Source organism: Agrobacterium sp. Azo12 (assembly GCF_029193765.2).
In the GTDB taxonomy this organism is placed as follows: domain Bacteria; phylum Pseudomonadota; class Alphaproteobacteria; order Rhizobiales; family Rhizobiaceae; genus Agrobacterium.
Genome location: NZ_JARFYO020000001.1, coordinates 1484655 through 1499672, shown reverse-complemented (window position 1 = coordinate 1499672; position 15018 = coordinate 1484655). Strand labels below are relative to the sequence as shown.

The following is a 15018-nucleotide window of genomic DNA, read 5'->3' as shown; positions in this document are numbered from 1 at the left end:
CTGGCCGCCGCTGCGGCGGGATTGCCGGGGAAAATACCGTTTCCGCCTTCCGTTACAACCAATTTCTTTCACGTGGCGGCTCGCCTAGTCCTTTTTCCAGTCTTTCAACACGGCAAATGGCGAAGGCTTGCGCTCTTCCTGCGTTTCCTTCTCACCGAAACCAGCAAACTCTGCACCCTCCTTGCGGGGATAGGGATCGATTGCAAGCGCAACAAACTCGGCCACGACCTCGCCTGCATCCACCGTATCACCGGTAAACTGCTCGGGAATGTCTGGTCCATCCGGGTCCAGAACCATTTCACCTTGGTCATTGGTGATGATCCGGGCCAGTTTGGAACCTTCGGGAACGAAGATCTGCTCGACCTGTTCATCGATGCGGCTGGTGATCGGCTCCAGCGTAACAATGCAAGCCTGTGTGATGGTCGCCTGAACAGAACCGAATATTTTTATTCCGTCCTTCTTCCAGCGAGAAACCTGCAACTCGGCCTTCAGCGCTTCCACAGACAATACGTTCCACGACTTGGCAAGCGCCTTCAGCTCATCCTTGTCCGCCTCCAGAGCAATCCTGACCGGATTGGCAGAAATATGGCCAACCTTGACCGGGTAGGAAAATGGCGCGTCGTCGTTGTCAGGTCTGTAGTCGCTCATGAGAACCTCTATTCGGCGGGAGACGGCAGGGTAACAGTGCCGGTCGCCACAATTTCTTCGGACTGATCGACAAGCGATGCCGAAGCCATGATCATCCACTGTGCAAGCATCTCCATGTCAGGAGTGTCGGCATCTGCCTGCGGATATATATTGCGCTTGAGGGCAGCCGCAAGTGCCTGCGCATCATCCCCATCGAGAGCCGCTGCATAGGATTCCAGCCGTCCGTAAAACATGCCGGCAAGCTTCTTCATGCGTTTTGGCACGCCCTGATCGCCAATGCCCAGTTCGCGGATAGAATGATCCAGATCCTGAAAAAACGCATCGACAATTTCCTGGGCGATTTCCTGCCCGCTGGTGTCCGACGTGCGGGTGCGACGGAAATAAAGGATCATGACCGCCGACAACATCTCGAAACGGCCCATGACGGTGTCCGGCACGCCCATATGCAGATAAAAACCTGGCTGGCGTGCGGCGGAGGTCAAGGCCGCATATTGCCGGTCGACAATGGCCTGATTGCTGTTTTTCTTTTTGAACAGTCGGAAGATCATGAATTTTCCCGGATATGAGCGAAGTAAATCGCCTTGATCCCGTTGCCCTTGTTGCATGATTATGAAAGCTGGTTTACCGAAGCAGTCGCGAATTGCAATGCCGTTGCGGTCACGTTCAGTCTCGGTGTGAAACACATGTCAGCATATGTTTCCCGGAATGAGTTCCCGTAATAGTATGTAAATATCGCTACATCCGTGGGCGGTTGTCCCCGGAAAGACATAATCGTGTGCACAGAAGCTGTGCAGCATGCTATGCCGGAAGGTGCCTTATGATTGCAGTCGGGGAAACATCGTTGAGCAACCAGGAATCCACCAAGAGGGTCAAATTTCTCGGCAAAACTGCTATTGCCATCGTCATCGCGTCCAGCCTGCTTTCGGCTTGCTCCAGCACAACGGACATTTTCCACAACGGTTACGTGGTCGATGAGCAATCGTTGCAGCTGATTCCGGTTGGTTCCAGCCGTGAACAGGTCTTGCTGACCATGGGCACCCCTTCGACAACTGCGACCTTCGACAACGAAGTGTTCTATTACATTTCCCAGAAGCGCGAGCGCAAAGCCGCCTTCATGAAGCCGAAGCTGGTTGAGCAGAACATTCTGGCGATCTATTTCAGCAAGGATGGCGTGGTCGACAAAAAAGCCAACTACACCATGCAGGATGGCAAGGTCTTCGACACGATCTCGCGTACGACACCGACCGGTGGCCGCGACCTCACCTTCTTGCAGCAGCTTCTTACCGGTGGCGCCAGCGGCGCGAACGCAGCCCGCAACCTGCTTGGTGGCGGCAGCGATCCACTCGGCTTCTAAGAGCTTTCGAAACATCCAAAGAAAAAGCCCGCGGAGATGTCCGCGGGCTTTTTGGTTTCGGCACTTAGCGTATCAGGCTGCAAGAACGGCCAAGAGCAACAGCGCAACGATGTTGGTGATCTTGATGGCCGGGTTTACCGCCGGGCCAGCTGTATCCTTGTAGGGATCGCCAACCGTATCGCCGGTGACAGATGCCTTGTGCGCATCGGAACCCTTCATATGGCGTTGGCCATCCTTATCAACGAAACCATCTTCAAAGCTCTTCTTGGCATTGTCCCATGCACCGCCACCTGACGTCATGGAAATGGCCACGAACAGACCGTTGATGATCACGCCCAGCAGCGAGGCACCCAGGGCCGCGAATGCTGATGCCTTGGAGCCGGACAACAGCAGCACGCCGAAATAGACCACCACCGGTGCCAACACAGGCAGAAGCGACGGAATGATCATCTCACGAATGGCGGCCTTGGTCAGCAGATCGACCGCCCTGCCGTAATCGGGCTTTTCGGTGCCTGCCATGATACCGGGCTTTTCGCGGAACTGGCGACGGACCTCTTCCACAATTGCGCCAGCTGCGCGGCCAACCGCCGTCATGGCGATACCACCGAACAGATATGGAATGAGACCACCAAACAGCAGGCCTGCCACGACATAGGGGTTAGCGAGACTGAAGGAAATCTCGCCGACATCGGCGAAGTAAGGATATTTGTCGCCATTGCTTGCGAAATAGGCCAGATCGTTCGAATAGGCGGCAAACAACACCAGAGCGCCGAGACCGGCAGAACCGATCGCGTAACCCTTGGTCACGGCCTTTGTTGTGTTGCCGACGGCATCCAGCGCATCGGTGGCTTTTCTGACCTCTGGGTCAAGGCCCGCCATTTCGGCAATGCCACCGGCATTGTCGGTAACGGGACCAAATGCATCGAGCGCCACGATCATACCCGCCAAGCCAAGCATGGCAGTTACGGCAATGCCCGTGCCGAAAAGACCAGCGAACTGGTAAGTACCGATAATACCGCCAACGATGACGATGGCGGGCAGCGCGGTTGATTCGAGCGAAACAGCCAGACCCTGGATAACGTTGGTGCCGTGGCCGGTTACCGAGGCCTGAGCGATGGAGTTAACCGGGCGCTTGTTGGTGCCGGTGTAATATTCGGTAATGACCACGATCAACGCGGTGACGACGAGACCGATCAACCCGCAGATGAACAGGTTAGTACCGGTGATATCCATACCTGCGACGGTGCCGATAGAACCCCAGCCGATGGTCATGGAGGTGGCAACGGCAAGGCCGGCGATTGACAGGACACCCGTTGCAATCAGGCCCTTATAGAGCGCGCCCATAATGGAGTTGTTTGAGCCAAGTTTGACGAAGAAGGTACCGGCAATCGAGGTCACGATACATACCGCACAAATCGCTAGCGGATAGACCATGACGTCAGACAGGATGGGTGTTCCGGCAAAGAAAATCGCGGCGAGCACCATGGTTGCCACGACGGATACCGCGTAGGTTTCAAACAGGTCGGCCGCCATGCCAGCGCAGTCCCCGACATTGTCACCGACGTTATCGGCAATGGTTGCCGGATTGCGTGGATCATCTTCCGGAATACCCGCCTCCACTTTGCCGACGAGGTCGCCGCCAACGTCCGCGCCCTTGGTGAAGATGCCGCCGCCGAGACGTGCGAAGATCGAAATCAGCGAAGCGCCAAAACCGAGCGCGACCAGCGCATCGATGACCTCGCGGGAGCCACTTTCATGGCCAAGGCCAGCAGTGAGAATGAAATAATAAAGCGACACACCCAGCAGTGCGAGGCCAGCAACCAGCATTCCCGTTATTGCACCGGATTTGAAAGCAATATCCAGACCGGCAGAAAGGCTATGCGAGGCAGCCTGTGCGGTACGCACATTGGCGCGGACCGAGACATGCATGCCGATGAAGCCTGCAACGCCTGACAGAACGGCACCAATGATAAAACCAAGGGCCGCCGCGGTGGACAGAAGCAGCCATGTGAGAACCGCCACGATAAGGCCGACGATGAAGATCGTCAGATACTGCCGTGCCAGATAGGCCTGGGCACCCTCTCTAATGTAACCGGCAATTTCGCGCATGCGCTCCGTGCCCTGATCGGCAGCGAGAACGCTTCTGGTGGCCCAGATGGCATAAACGATAGAAAGCAGTCCGCATGCTATTACAACGGGAATTACAGTCATTCACACTTACCTCCCCTAGAGCATGTCTCCCGAAAGTGGCAAAGGTTTTTGGGAACAAGACATGCGACAAAACCAAGAGAAAACACGCCTGGCGGGCATAACCCGTTTCAACGTGGCTTCGAGCGATTCCCGGAAAAGTTCTGAACGGCTTTTCCGAAAGGAATTGCGTTTCATGTATGGCAACAGACCTGCTGGCCCTTCTGAGAAGAACAAAAGATCTGTCTTAAAGTGCCGTGCGTTTTAGAAAGCGCACAAAGGACGCTTTAACATTTTAAATTGCTGCATAATCTTTGCCTTAAATCGGGTACGATTTAAGGAGTCATGCAGTACAGTCCCTTGCCCGCTCGACCGATGAGCGGGGTATAATCGCTTTACTGGCGATTTCGCATTGGCTTCCTCGCCCCCTCCCAAGGGCAAAAGCCATCTGCGTCAAGATTGCGTTGCCGGATGGCTTCGCGTCAAGCCCCATACCTTACGTTAGGTCGATTCTGCTAAAATGACGAACAGTGAGGGTTACTGTTTAGCCTTGGGCGGCTACGGTCTTACGGTTTTTAACTATGAGAAACAGAACCATAATGAGGCAGAGGCCTGCAATCGGCCAAATCATCAGGTTCATGACATTCCAGCCCCAGGCGGTAAACACCTGACCGGAGGCAAAGGATGCCAGTGCAACGGTGCTGAACAGGATGATATCGTGGAAACCCTGCACCTTGTCCGCTTCATGCGGGCGGTAACTGGAGGTGACGATGGCTGTCGCGCCGATAAATCCGAAATTCCAGCCGACGCCAAGCAGAATGAGCGCACCCCAGAAGTTCCACAGCTCGATGCCCATATGGGCAACTACACCGCAGGCCATCAGGATGACCAGACCGGCAGCGACGATTGTTTCTGCGCCGTAGCGGGCAATTAGAATGCCGGTGAAGAAACTCGGCGCAAACATTGCCAGCACATGCCACTGGATGCCAAGCGTCGCCATTTCCGAGGGGAAACCGCAGCCAATCACCATGGCCAGCGGTGCACCGGTCATCATGAAGGTCATCAGCGCGTAGGAACCGATGCCGCAGATCATGCCGGTTGCAAAACGTGGTGTCGCCACGATCTCCATCAGCGGGCGGGCCGGCTCATCCGTCGCCTGCTTGGTATTGACTTCCGGCAGATCAAGGAATGCGAAGAACGCCACCGCCACAAGCCCAAGCGGGATGATGGCGATGAAGGCCCCAGCAAACAGCACCGGGAAGAACATGTCCTTGGTGAAGATGGCAATTTGCGGCCCAAGCACTGCCGAGATGATGCCACCGGCAAGAATCCAGGAAATGGCACGCGGCTTGTAGAAGGATGGCGATGCATCTGCCGCGGCAAAGCGGATTTTCTGGGTAAAGCCGCCAGCCAGACCAATTAGCAGGAAGCCAGTGACAAACAGCCAGAAATCAATGCGGAAAAGCCCAATTGCGGCGATACCGCCACCGATCGAGCAGAGCAAGGCGCCAAGCATGAAGCTGGCTTTGCGACCAAGGAAACGCGAGGCCATGGCCACGGCAATGGCACCAAATGCGACGCCGACGTTAAAGCCGGTCAGTGGTGCCGTTGCCAGAGACTTGTCGGCTCCCAACAACTGGTAGCCTGCCAATGCACCAACCGAAAAGACAATCGGCGGTGCGGACGCAAGAATGGCTTGCGCCATGGTGAGGAGAAAGACATTGCGCTTTGCCTGGCTGAGTTGACTTTCAAGCCCCGGAACAACTGCGCCACTCATGTCTTTCACCCCAATTCACATCATCAGCTACGCTTTGTCTCGCCGCGTACCTGTTTGGCGATGCGGTCTAATACCGCATTCACCAGCTTTGGCTCATCATGCTCGAAGAACGCGCGGGCGATCTCGACATATTCGGTAACGATAACCGCCGTTGGAACATCCTTGCGCTCCAGCACTTCGAACGTGCCTGCACGCAAAATGGCACGGACAGTGGCGTCGAGGCGCGACAGCGGCCAGTCTTCCTGTAGCGCAGAGCGAACCAGCGGGTCGATCTTGGTCTGATCACGCACAACGCCCGATACGATGGAGCGGAACCACGATGGGTCAGCCTTGAGGTAGGTGTCGCCGTCCACTTCCTGACCAAGACGATGTGCCTCATATTCGGCAACAACTTCCATCACGCCTGTGCCACCGACATCCATCTGGTACAGTGCCTGAACGGCAGCAAGGCGCGCAGCGCCACGCTGGTTCACAGGCTTGCTGGATGGCTGACGAGGCTCGGAGCTGTTTTCAGTATTCGACATGCCTCAGCCACCCAGTTTCTTTTTAAGTTCGATCATGGTCAGGGCTGCACGGGCAGCAAAACCGCCCTTGTCCTTGTCCGAGCGACGCACGCGTGCCCAGGCCTGCTCTTCGTTCTCGACGGTCATGATGCCGTTGCCGATTGGCAGCGATTCACTGACAGCGAGGTCCATCAGCGCGCGCGAAGATTCGTTGGAAACGATATCGAAGTGGTAGGTTTCACCACGGATCACCATACCAAGGGCAACGAAACCGTCATATTCAGTGCCGTCATTGTCTGCACCATCCAGCGCCATGGCAATTGCCGCCGGGATTTCGAGTGCGCCTGGAACGGTGATGATATCGTAGGTCGCACCGGCTTCGTCGAGTGCGAACTTCGCGCCTTCGAGAAGCGCATCGGCCATATCGTCGTAAAAACGGGCTTCGACGATCAGAAGGTGTGGGTTGGACATGGGAGATTTCCTGAAAAGGTTTTGCCGAAAACATTCCGGCTTTTTGCGCGGTCAAACCATGGCTTGCGTGGTTTAGCAAGCATTTTCGTATGCGAAACTCTAACTAGCCGTCTCAGCGGTGCTCTATCTTATCTGCAAAAATGCAAATTCAAATCAGCTTCTTTGCAAGGCCAGATGCACACCAAGCCCCATCAACACCGTGCCGGCGGCACGTCGAGCAAGCCGCTGCATGGAACCAGAACGCTGCAACCTGCCCAACATTGCACCGGCCAGAAGCACGCAGACCAGATCGGCAGACGAAAAAATGACATTGACCAGAACGCCGAGGATCAGGAACTGTAGCCATACAGGAAAGGCAGCCGCCGGATCCACGAACTGTGGCAGGAATGCCAGGAAGAACAGAGCCGTCTTCGGGTTCAGCACATCCACGATAATGCTGTCGAAAAAGGCGCGCTTGGCAGATTTTGGCGCAATCGCCAGATTAACCTCGCCACCGGCAACCTTGGTGCGCAGCATCGAAAAACCAAGCCAGATCAGATAGGCAGCGCCGCAAAGTTTGACGACCATATAAAGCCAGGGAACAGCTTGAAACAGCACGGACATGCCGGCAGCGGCGGCGATGATGTGCACATAACAACCGACATGAATACCGAGAACCGACATCAAGCCAGAGGCACGTCCCCGCGCCATGGTTTGAGCCGCCGCGTAAAGCATGGCTGGCCCCGGAATATAGGCAAACACAACAGTCGTTATGAAAAAGGTGATCAGCAGTTCATAAGACGGCATGATTTTTCCTTTCGACCGTAGGTGCAGCAGAATTCATTTTGTAGCCGAAACAAAAATACCCGTTTGGCAAAAGGGGCAAGTGTTTTTATTTTGTCAGCGCTCATAGACCCGGCTTTAAAGAGCAAGCCCCATGAAACCAAAATTGCAGGCGCAGACACCATGATCCCTATCCCGACACTGGAAACACCACGCCTGACTTTGCGCGCGCACCGGCTTGAGGATTTCGAGACCTATGCTGCACTTTGGGGAAATGAAGATGTGGTGCGTTATATTGGTGGCTCACCCTCGACCCCGGAACAGACATGGGCACGGCTGCTACGCGCTGCCGGTCATTGGCACCATTTCGGCTTCGGTTTTCTGATCATTGAAGAAAAGCAGAGTGGCAGGGTCATTGGTGAAGCCGGTTTCCATGAAGCCAAGCGTGACATGAAACCTTCCATCGAAGGCACGCTGGAAACAGGCTGGCTGTTGTCGCCCGACCAACATGGCAAGGGCTATGCGCTTGAAGCACTGCAAGCTTTGGTCGCCTGGGGAGAGCAGAGCTTTCCCGCCATGACCATGACGGCGATCATCAACCCTGAAAACCAGCCTTCCCTAAAACTGGCGGCAAAGCTGGGCTTTCAGGAATTTGCCCGGAGTGAATACCACGGAGAGGTTATTGTGCTGTCGCGGCCGGGAACTCAGCCAGCCTAGCGGCATAACGGGCCATGGTGTCGACTTCAAAATTCACGAAGTCACCAGCCTTGCGTTCACCCCATGTGGTGACGGCCAGCGTGTGACGGATGAGCAGAACGTCGAAATCGGTCCCTTCAACGGCATTGACGGTGAGCGAGGTTCCATCCAGCGCCACGGAGCCCTTTGGCGCAACAAAACGTGCAAGGTTTTCCGGTGCCCGCAGGCGAATGCGAACCGCTTCGCCTTCCGACTCAACCGACAGGATTTCAGCCTTGCCATCGACATGGCCGGACACGATGTGGCCACCCAACTCATCTCCTATCTTCAAGGCGCGCTCCAGATTGACCTTCGCGCCCTTCTGCCAGCTTGCAATGGTGGTCAGGCGCAGGGCTTCCTCCCAGGCTTCCACCTCATACCAGCGTTCATTGCTGCCTTCATCCGGCAGTTTGGTCACGGTCAGGCAGATGCCGCCGTGGGAGATCGATGCACCCATGTCGATTGTCTTGGGGTCGTAATTGGTCGAGACCCGCAGACGCACACCTTCCGGCAGTTCCGAGAGTTCAGCAACAGTTCCAACATCGGTGACAATTCCGGTAAACATCAAAGCGGCCTTTCATATTCAAAGCAGCGGTCGGCCCCAAAGGCCGTCTCACCGACGAACGTAAATTCCTTGGGCATATCGTTGCGCGCAAGCGGTGTTTCAACCCCACCGGCACCAATCGCGTCAGGCCCTTCAAACAGCAGGATACGATCGACCAGTCCAGCTTCCAGGAATGAGCGGGCAACAGCCGCACCGCCTTCCACCAGAAGGTTGGACATGCCGCGCTCACCAAGCGAGTGCAAAAGGCTGGCGAGGCCAACAGCATTGAGAAGTTCAACGCCGACACCGGCCAACAGCCCGCCCTGCATCAGATGCCAGGCTTCATCTGCCCGTGCGGTCTGGTTGCTCGTCACCACAATGACGGGCACGTCACGTGCCGTGCGAACCAGCTTCGACGACGTTGGGATTTGCAAATTGCGGTCCAGCACGACGCGAATAGGAGAACGGTCTTCCATGCCTGGAATACGCACAGTCAGTTCAGGGTCATCGGCCAGAACGGTGCCAATACCGACAAGGATGGCGTCACATTCAGCGCGCAGGGTCTGCACGGCCTGACGTGCCTCTGGTCCGGTGATGGCAATCTGTCCCTCACCTTCCCTGCCTATCTTGCCATCCGAGGAAACGGCAAGTTTCAGAATCACCTGCGGGCGGTTCTTCGTTTTGCGGATGAGGTATCCGGCAAGCCCGCGCTGCGCCTCATCGCGCAGCAATCCGGTTTCCACCTGAATGCCAGCATCACGCAGGATCTGGTACCCACGGCCCGACACACGTTCATCGGGATCATTTACCGCCACCACCACGCGTGCCACACCAGCTTCAACCAATGCATTGGCGCAAGGCGGTGTCTTTCCGTAATGGGAACAGGGTTCCAGCGTCACATAGGCGGTTGCGCCGAGGGCAGCTTCGCCGGCCAGCGCCAGCGCGTTGCGCTCGGCATGCGGGCGACCGCTCACCGATGTTGACGCTTCGGCAATGATGTTGCCGTCCTTGACGATAACACAGCCAACGGAGGGATTTGTATCGGTTAGACCGAGATGGCGGCGCGCAACCTCAATTGCCCGCGCCATGAATTTTTCATCATCGGCAGGGCTGGTCACGCTCAGGCCCCCGCATCCGTATCACGGGCAATCTTGGCGTTGATCTCGGCAATAACGTTCTCGAAGTCCTCCGCATGGGAGAAATCACGATAGACCGATGCGTAACGCACGAAAGCCACGTCATCGAGGCTTTTCAAAGCCTCGAGAACCTGCAGGCCAATTTCTTCCGACGGAATTTCCGTCTCGCCAGAACTTTCCAGCCTGCGAACGATGCCGGAAACGGCGCGCTCAATCCGGTCACGATCAACCGGGCGCTTGCGCAGCGCGATCTCGAAAGACCGCACCAGCTTGTCCCGGTCGAACGGCAGCTTGCGGCCGCTCTTTTTCAGCACCATCAACTCGCGCAACTGCACGCGTTCATAGGTGGTAAAGCGACCGCCGCAATCAGGGCAGATGCGCCGCCGGCGGATGGAGGTATTATCCTCCGCGGGTCGAGAGTCCTTGACCTGCGTGTCTTCCGAACCGCAAAAAGGGCAACGCATCAGCTATTCTTCCTTACATATACGGGTACATCGGGAAACGGCCGGTCAGTGCGACGACCTTTTCACGAACTGCAGCTTCGACGGCAGCATTGCCTTCGTCGGAGTTGGCGACCTTCAGGCCATCCAGCGTCTCAACGATCAGCTTGCCGATTTCACGGAATTCCGCTTCCTTGAAACCGCGCGTCGTGCCGGCTGGTGTGCCGAGGCGCACGCCGGAAGTGACGAAAGGCTTTTCAGGGTCGAATGGAATGCCGTTCTTGTTGCAGGTGATGTAAGCACGGCCGAGAGCAGCCTCTGCACGCTTGCCGGTGGCGTTCTTCTTGCGAAGGTCAACCAGCATCAGGTGGTTGTCGGTGCCGCCGGAAACAACATCCAGACCGCCTTCGATCAGCGTTTCGGACAGGGCCTTGGCGTTCTTGACGACCTGCGCTGCATAATCCTTGAACTCAGGCTGAAGGGCTTCACCGAAGGCAACAGCCTTGGCGGCGATGACGTGCATCAGCGGGCCGCCCTGGAGACCAGGGAATACAGCCGAGTTGAACTTCTTGGCCAGATCCTCGTCATTGGTGAGGATCATGCCGCCACGTGGGCCGCGCAGCGACTTGTGCGTGGTGGTGGTGGCAACGTGGCAATGCGGGAATGGCGATGGGTGCTGACCACCGGCAACGAGACCGGCAATGTGCGCCATGTCGACCATGAGGTAAGCGCCAACTTCGTCAGCAATTTCGCGGAAACGCTTCCAGTCCCAGATGCGGGAATAAGCCGTGCCGCCAGCCAGAATAAGCTTCGGCTTGGTTTCCTTGGCCTTGCGCTCAACTTCGTCCATATCCAGCAGGTTGTCGCCTTCGCGAACACCATAGGACACAACGTTGAACCACTTGCCGGACATGTTGACCGGCGAACCGTGGGTCAAGTGACCTCCCGAGTTCAGGTCAAGACCCATGAAGGTATCGCCCGGCTGCAAGAGCGCCAGGAACACGGCCTGGTTCATCTGCGAACCGGAGTTTGGCTGAACGTTGGCGAAGTTGACGCCGAACAGCTTCTTGGCACGCTCGATGGCCAGGTCTTCAGCGATATCCACGAACTGGCAGCCACCGTAGTAGCGCTTGCCCGGATATCCCTCGGCATATTTGTTGGTCATGATCGAGCCCTGCGCTTCAAGTACAGCGCGGGAAACAATGTTTTCCGAGGCGATCAATTCGATTTCGTGACGTTGGCGACCAAGCTCCTTCTCGATCGCACCGAAAATATCCGGATCGACTTCGGCTAGTGGGCGAGAGAAGAAGGCATCTGTGTTCGACATGATGGAAGCTCCTGAAACAGTAATGCGATGGCGTCTTAACGCCCTGCCCTTTCAAGAGCAATACAGGCAACGAGATTTGCCCGTCAAACTGCGACGTTTGACGAAAAAATCGTCACGTACTGCCATTAAAATACGTCGCGCTTAATCACCCTCATACAATGCGCTTCAAATCTTTGCTGCATGATGCGTTTTTCATTCAAAATCGGCGGCTGTTTTGAGGAGACATTCTTTGGAAAACAAAAAAGCCGCGTCCATGAAGAACGCGGCTTTCATTTAAGGCTTTCAGTACCGATCAGTTACGCGGCACGAGATCGTCATCGATCGAGCCGGATGGCTGTTCCATGCCGCTGGTGGTGTTCAGCGCCAGTTCCGCATTGCCATCATTGCCGTAGATATCATCACGGAACTGCACAACGCCGTCCTTTGCGGACCATGCTGTGATGTAAACGAAATAAACCGGCAGTTCCTGCGCCAGCTTGATCGGCGTGTTCTGGCGGGTGGAAATAACCCGTTCGATTTCCTGACGCGACCAACCGGGCGTGTCACGCAGCATCCAGCTCGTCAGATCGCGAACGTTCTGAACGCGAACACAGCCTGACGATTCGAAGCGCATCAGCTTGTTGAAAAGCCCCTGCTGCGGCGTGTCGTGCATATATTCATTGTTCGGGTTATGGAAGTTGATCTTCGTCGAGGACATTGCGTTGTTCTTGCCCGGGTCCTGACGGAACATCAGGTTCGGTGCCTTTGGCGCAAACCAGTCAACTGTCGTCGGCGAAACCTCTTGGCCCTTGCCATCGATGAGGCGGATATTGTTCCGCTCAAGATAGGTCGGATCCTTCTGCATCAAAGGAACGATGTCCTTTTCGATGATGGAGCGTGGCGAGGTCCAGTAAGGGTTGAGGATAACCTCATAGATCTTGGAGTTGATGACGTGCGTTGGGCGGCTTGCACGACCCACGACAGCCGTGTTGCGCAGAACAACGCGATCATTTTCAACCGCTTCAATATAGGCAGCCGGAATGTTGACCATCACGTAACGCTGGCCAAGATCACCCGATCTGGACTGGATGCGCACCAGGTTGGTCTGCAACTGCGAAAGACGCGTCTGGGCGGGTACGTTCATCGCCTTCAGCGTAAACTCGCCAATCACACCATCGGCCGGCAGACCATGGCGAGCCTGAAAACGCTTCACAGAACCGTCAACATAGCTATCGAAGGAGCTGGACATGCCGGCAGACTGGTCAAGGTCGCCAGAGATCACCAGACGGCGACGCAGATCCTGCACCGCAGCGTCGGTAACGCCAAGCTGAAGGCGCTGCTGGCCTGCATTGACCTGCGGCCAGCCACCATTGGAAACGATGTTCTGGTGGACAAGAATGGCCTGCTGGATATTCATCGGCGCATCAAGGCCGAGGACCGGGCTGTTGGACACAACACCAACTGACGCACGCGATGCCTGTGCGTCGAACTGATCATCCCAATTGCCGCGACGCGGTGCACCGATCAGATCATCGATTGCGGTCTGCGCCAGAGCTGGTGCAGCTAGAGCCGCCGCCCCGACAGAAACAGCCGAACGCAGCAGCGTACGGCGGGAGAGAACTTCAGTTCCGATCTTCTTTGTCATATTTACCCTACCAGCCATTCTAGAGGCACTATGAACAATGCCTAAAGCCATATGTTTAACAAACACGCTCACAGCGTGAACCGGTCGGCAAATACGCTCACCGAAATCGCTGGACCAAAAGGGCCGCAACGCCAGACAAACCACCGGTTTAGTGTGAATTTGCGGTCTCATATCAATATGGCCAATTCGTGTCACCAACCCTTTGCTCACGAAGCTGTGTGACAAGCAAAAATTGTGACGAGGTATTGTTGCAACACGCCAATAACGACAAAACCGGACGCGACGTCAGCCGCATCCGGTTTTGAGTGCAGAATTTTTGAGACCTGTTACAGGCGGTAAGCGATCGAGTCATTCCAGAAACGGTCCAGACGCTGCAGCAGACGGTTCATTTCAGAGAACTCGCCAGTGCCGATGCCACCGACCTTTTCAATCGAACCGATGTGGCGCTCATAGAGGCGGGCAACGGTTTCAGCGATCTGCTGGCCCTTGTCCGTCAGGCTGATGCGAACCGAACGACGGTCGATGCGCGAGCGCTGGTGGTTGATGAAGCCAAGGTCAACCAGCTTCTTGACGTTGTAGGAAACGTTGGAACCGAGGTAGTAACCGCGCGAACGCAGCTCACCGGCGGTCAGTTCAGAGTTGCCGATGTTGAAGAGCAGAAGTGCCTGAACGGCATTGACGTCATCACGACCCTGACGGTCGAACTCGTCCTTGATAACATCAAGAAGACGACGGTGAAGACGTTCTACGAGGTGCAGCGATTCCATGTAGAGCGAACGGATTGATTCTTCCTGTACATCCGAAACTGCTGCCTGTGGCTTTACTTTGCTATTGATCATGACTGCCTCACTGTTTTTGTTTGGCGGTTTTTGTTTTGTGTTCCGCCTTGAGTGAGAACCTATCGAATGCGCATAAAATTCTACTTAAAATGCAGGCTTAACAAATCCTTACCGAACATTTCCCCTTGTGGACGGTCTTTTGACCAATAGCAGGGCATCCAAAAATAGTTCAATTAAATCAATGGTCTAAACATTAAAATTTGAACGATTTCGGCCTTGAAAGCTTTATTATCATGGTAAATCAGACCTTACCCGATCCTCGTTCTGGCGGTTATCGAACCAGAAAGAGGCCCGAAACAGGGCATAAACGGCCGCAACAAGCCCGTGCATAATTGGGACAATTGTGTTGTGTCCGAAGATATCTGGCCAAATCCGATACATGGCAACCTGTGCACCGGCGCCGATAACCCAGATGACGGCACCCCAGGATGCACCGACCCATAATCCAAGTGCGGCAACAGGGAAAAGTACGGCCAGTCCACTGCCGGCAACACGCCATGGCAGGTTGAGCATATCAAAGCGCCCGCGCCCACCCAGCGAATAGCCAGTCAACATCGCCCAATATTGCAAACCGAACCAGAAACAGGAGATGGCGACCAGCCGCAGGAAACCCACGAAAAGGATTTCCGTCAGCGATCTTTTCAGCACGGGCGAAGAATCATGTTCCATGG

Annotated in this window: 16 protein-coding genes; 2 read left to right on the top strand and 14 right to left on the bottom strand. The window is 55.6% G+C overall.

What is annotated here, in order from left to right; all coding sequences use genetic code 11:
* Positions 1-84: 84 nt before the first annotated feature.
* A complete protein-coding gene (locus PYL13_RS06895; RefSeq protein ID WP_275640830.1) occupies positions 85-648 on the bottom strand; it encodes a YceD family protein in 564 nt (187 codons plus the stop codon).
* 8 nt (positions 649-656) lie between these two features.
* Complete coding sequence (locus PYL13_RS06890; RefSeq protein ID WP_275640829.1) at positions 657-1253, bottom strand: ubiquinol-cytochrome C chaperone family protein; 597 nt, start codon at positions 1251-1253, stop codon at positions 657-659.
* A gap of 212 nt (positions 1254-1465) precedes the next feature.
* Here PYL13_RS06890 and PYL13_RS06885 point away from each other — a divergent pair, with 212 nt between their 5' ends.
* Complete coding sequence (locus tag PYL13_RS06885; protein ID WP_192487494.1) at positions 1466-2002, top strand: outer membrane protein assembly factor BamE; 537 nt, start codon at positions 1466-1468, stop codon at positions 2000-2002.
* A gap of 72 nt (positions 2003-2074) precedes the next feature.
* Here the strand turns inward: PYL13_RS06885 and PYL13_RS06880 are convergent, their stop codons facing one another.
* The 5 genes from PYL13_RS06880 to PYL13_RS06860 form a co-directional block, all read right to left on the bottom strand.
* Complete coding sequence (locus PYL13_RS06880) at positions 2075-4213, bottom strand: sodium-translocating pyrophosphatase (protein ID WP_275640828.1); 2139 nt, start codon at positions 4211-4213, stop codon at positions 2075-2077.
* A gap of 520 nt (positions 4214-4733) precedes the next feature.
* Positions 4734-5966, bottom strand: a complete 1233-nt coding sequence (locus PYL13_RS06875) for an MFS transporter (protein WP_275640827.1) — start codon at positions 5964-5966, stop codon at positions 4734-4736.
* Between the two features lie 23 nt (positions 5967-5989).
* Positions 5990-6490: a transcription antitermination factor NusB gene (gene nusB, locus PYL13_RS06870; RefSeq protein WP_192487491.1), complete on the bottom strand. Its 501-nt coding sequence runs from the start codon at positions 6488-6490 to the stop codon at positions 5990-5992.
* A gap of 3 nt (positions 6491-6493) precedes the next feature.
* Positions 6494-6940, bottom strand: a complete 447-nt coding sequence (ribH, locus tag PYL13_RS06865) for a 6,7-dimethyl-8-ribityllumazine synthase (protein ID WP_192487490.1) — start codon at positions 6938-6940, stop codon at positions 6494-6496.
* A 153-nt stretch (positions 6941-7093) separates the two neighbouring features.
* Positions 7094-7726, bottom strand: a complete 633-nt coding sequence (locus PYL13_RS06860) for a LysE family translocator (protein WP_275640826.1) — start codon at positions 7724-7726, stop codon at positions 7094-7096.
* A gap of 159 nt (positions 7727-7885) precedes the next feature.
* On the opposite strand from PYL13_RS06860, the gene PYL13_RS06855 reads away from it, so the two are divergent.
* The gene (locus PYL13_RS06855; protein WP_275640825.1) at positions 7886-8419 is read left to right on the top strand and encodes a GNAT family N-acetyltransferase; all 534 of its coding nucleotides are present in this window, start codon (positions 7886-7888) and stop codon (positions 8417-8419) included.
* On the opposite strand, the gene PYL13_RS06850 is transcribed toward PYL13_RS06855, so the two are convergent.
* The 7 genes from PYL13_RS06850 to PYL13_RS06820 all read right to left on the bottom strand — a co-directional run bounded on the left by PYL13_RS06850 (position 8382) and on the right by PYL13_RS06820 (position 15016).
* Complete coding sequence (locus PYL13_RS06850; protein WP_250982908.1) at positions 8382-9002, bottom strand: riboflavin synthase; 621 nt, start codon at positions 9000-9002, stop codon at positions 8382-8384. The genes PYL13_RS06855 and PYL13_RS06850 overlap by 38 nt on opposite strands.
* Positions 9002-10099 carry a bifunctional diaminohydroxyphosphoribosylaminopyrimidine deaminase/5-amino-6-(5-phosphoribosylamino)uracil reductase RibD gene (ribD, locus tag PYL13_RS06845; RefSeq protein WP_275640824.1) on the bottom strand — a complete coding sequence of 366 codons (1098 nt, stop codon included), beginning with the start codon at positions 10097-10099 and terminating at the stop codon, positions 9002-9004. The genes PYL13_RS06850 and ribD overlap by 1 nt, the downstream gene beginning before the upstream one ends.
* A 2-nt stretch (positions 10100-10101) precedes the next feature.
* Entirely contained in the window at positions 10102-10581 is a 480-nt protein-coding gene (nrdR, locus tag PYL13_RS06840) for a transcriptional regulator NrdR (protein WP_192487487.1), read from the bottom strand.
* Positions 10582-10594: 13 nt separating this feature from the next.
* Complete coding sequence (gene glyA / locus PYL13_RS06835; protein ID WP_192487486.1) at positions 10595-11884, bottom strand: serine hydroxymethyltransferase; 1290 nt, start codon at positions 11882-11884, stop codon at positions 10595-10597.
* A gap of 292 nt (positions 11885-12176) precedes the next feature.
* On the bottom strand, positions 12177-13508 hold the full coding sequence (locus PYL13_RS06830) for a L,D-transpeptidase family protein (protein ID WP_259145358.1): 1332 nt from the start codon (positions 13506-13508) through the stop codon (positions 12177-12179).
* Positions 13509-13834: 326 nt separating this feature from the next.
* Positions 13835-14344, bottom strand: coding sequence for a transcriptional regulator LdtR (gene ldtR / locus PYL13_RS06825; protein WP_192487883.1), 510 nt, complete (start codon positions 14342-14344; stop codon positions 13835-13837).
* A 234-nt stretch (positions 14345-14578) separates the two neighbouring features.
* Positions 14579-15016 (bottom strand): DUF6163 family protein, encoded by a 438-nt coding sequence (locus PYL13_RS06820; protein ID WP_192487882.1) that lies wholly within the window; start codon positions 15014-15016, stop codon positions 14579-14581.
* Positions 15017-15018 lie beyond the last annotated feature (2 nt).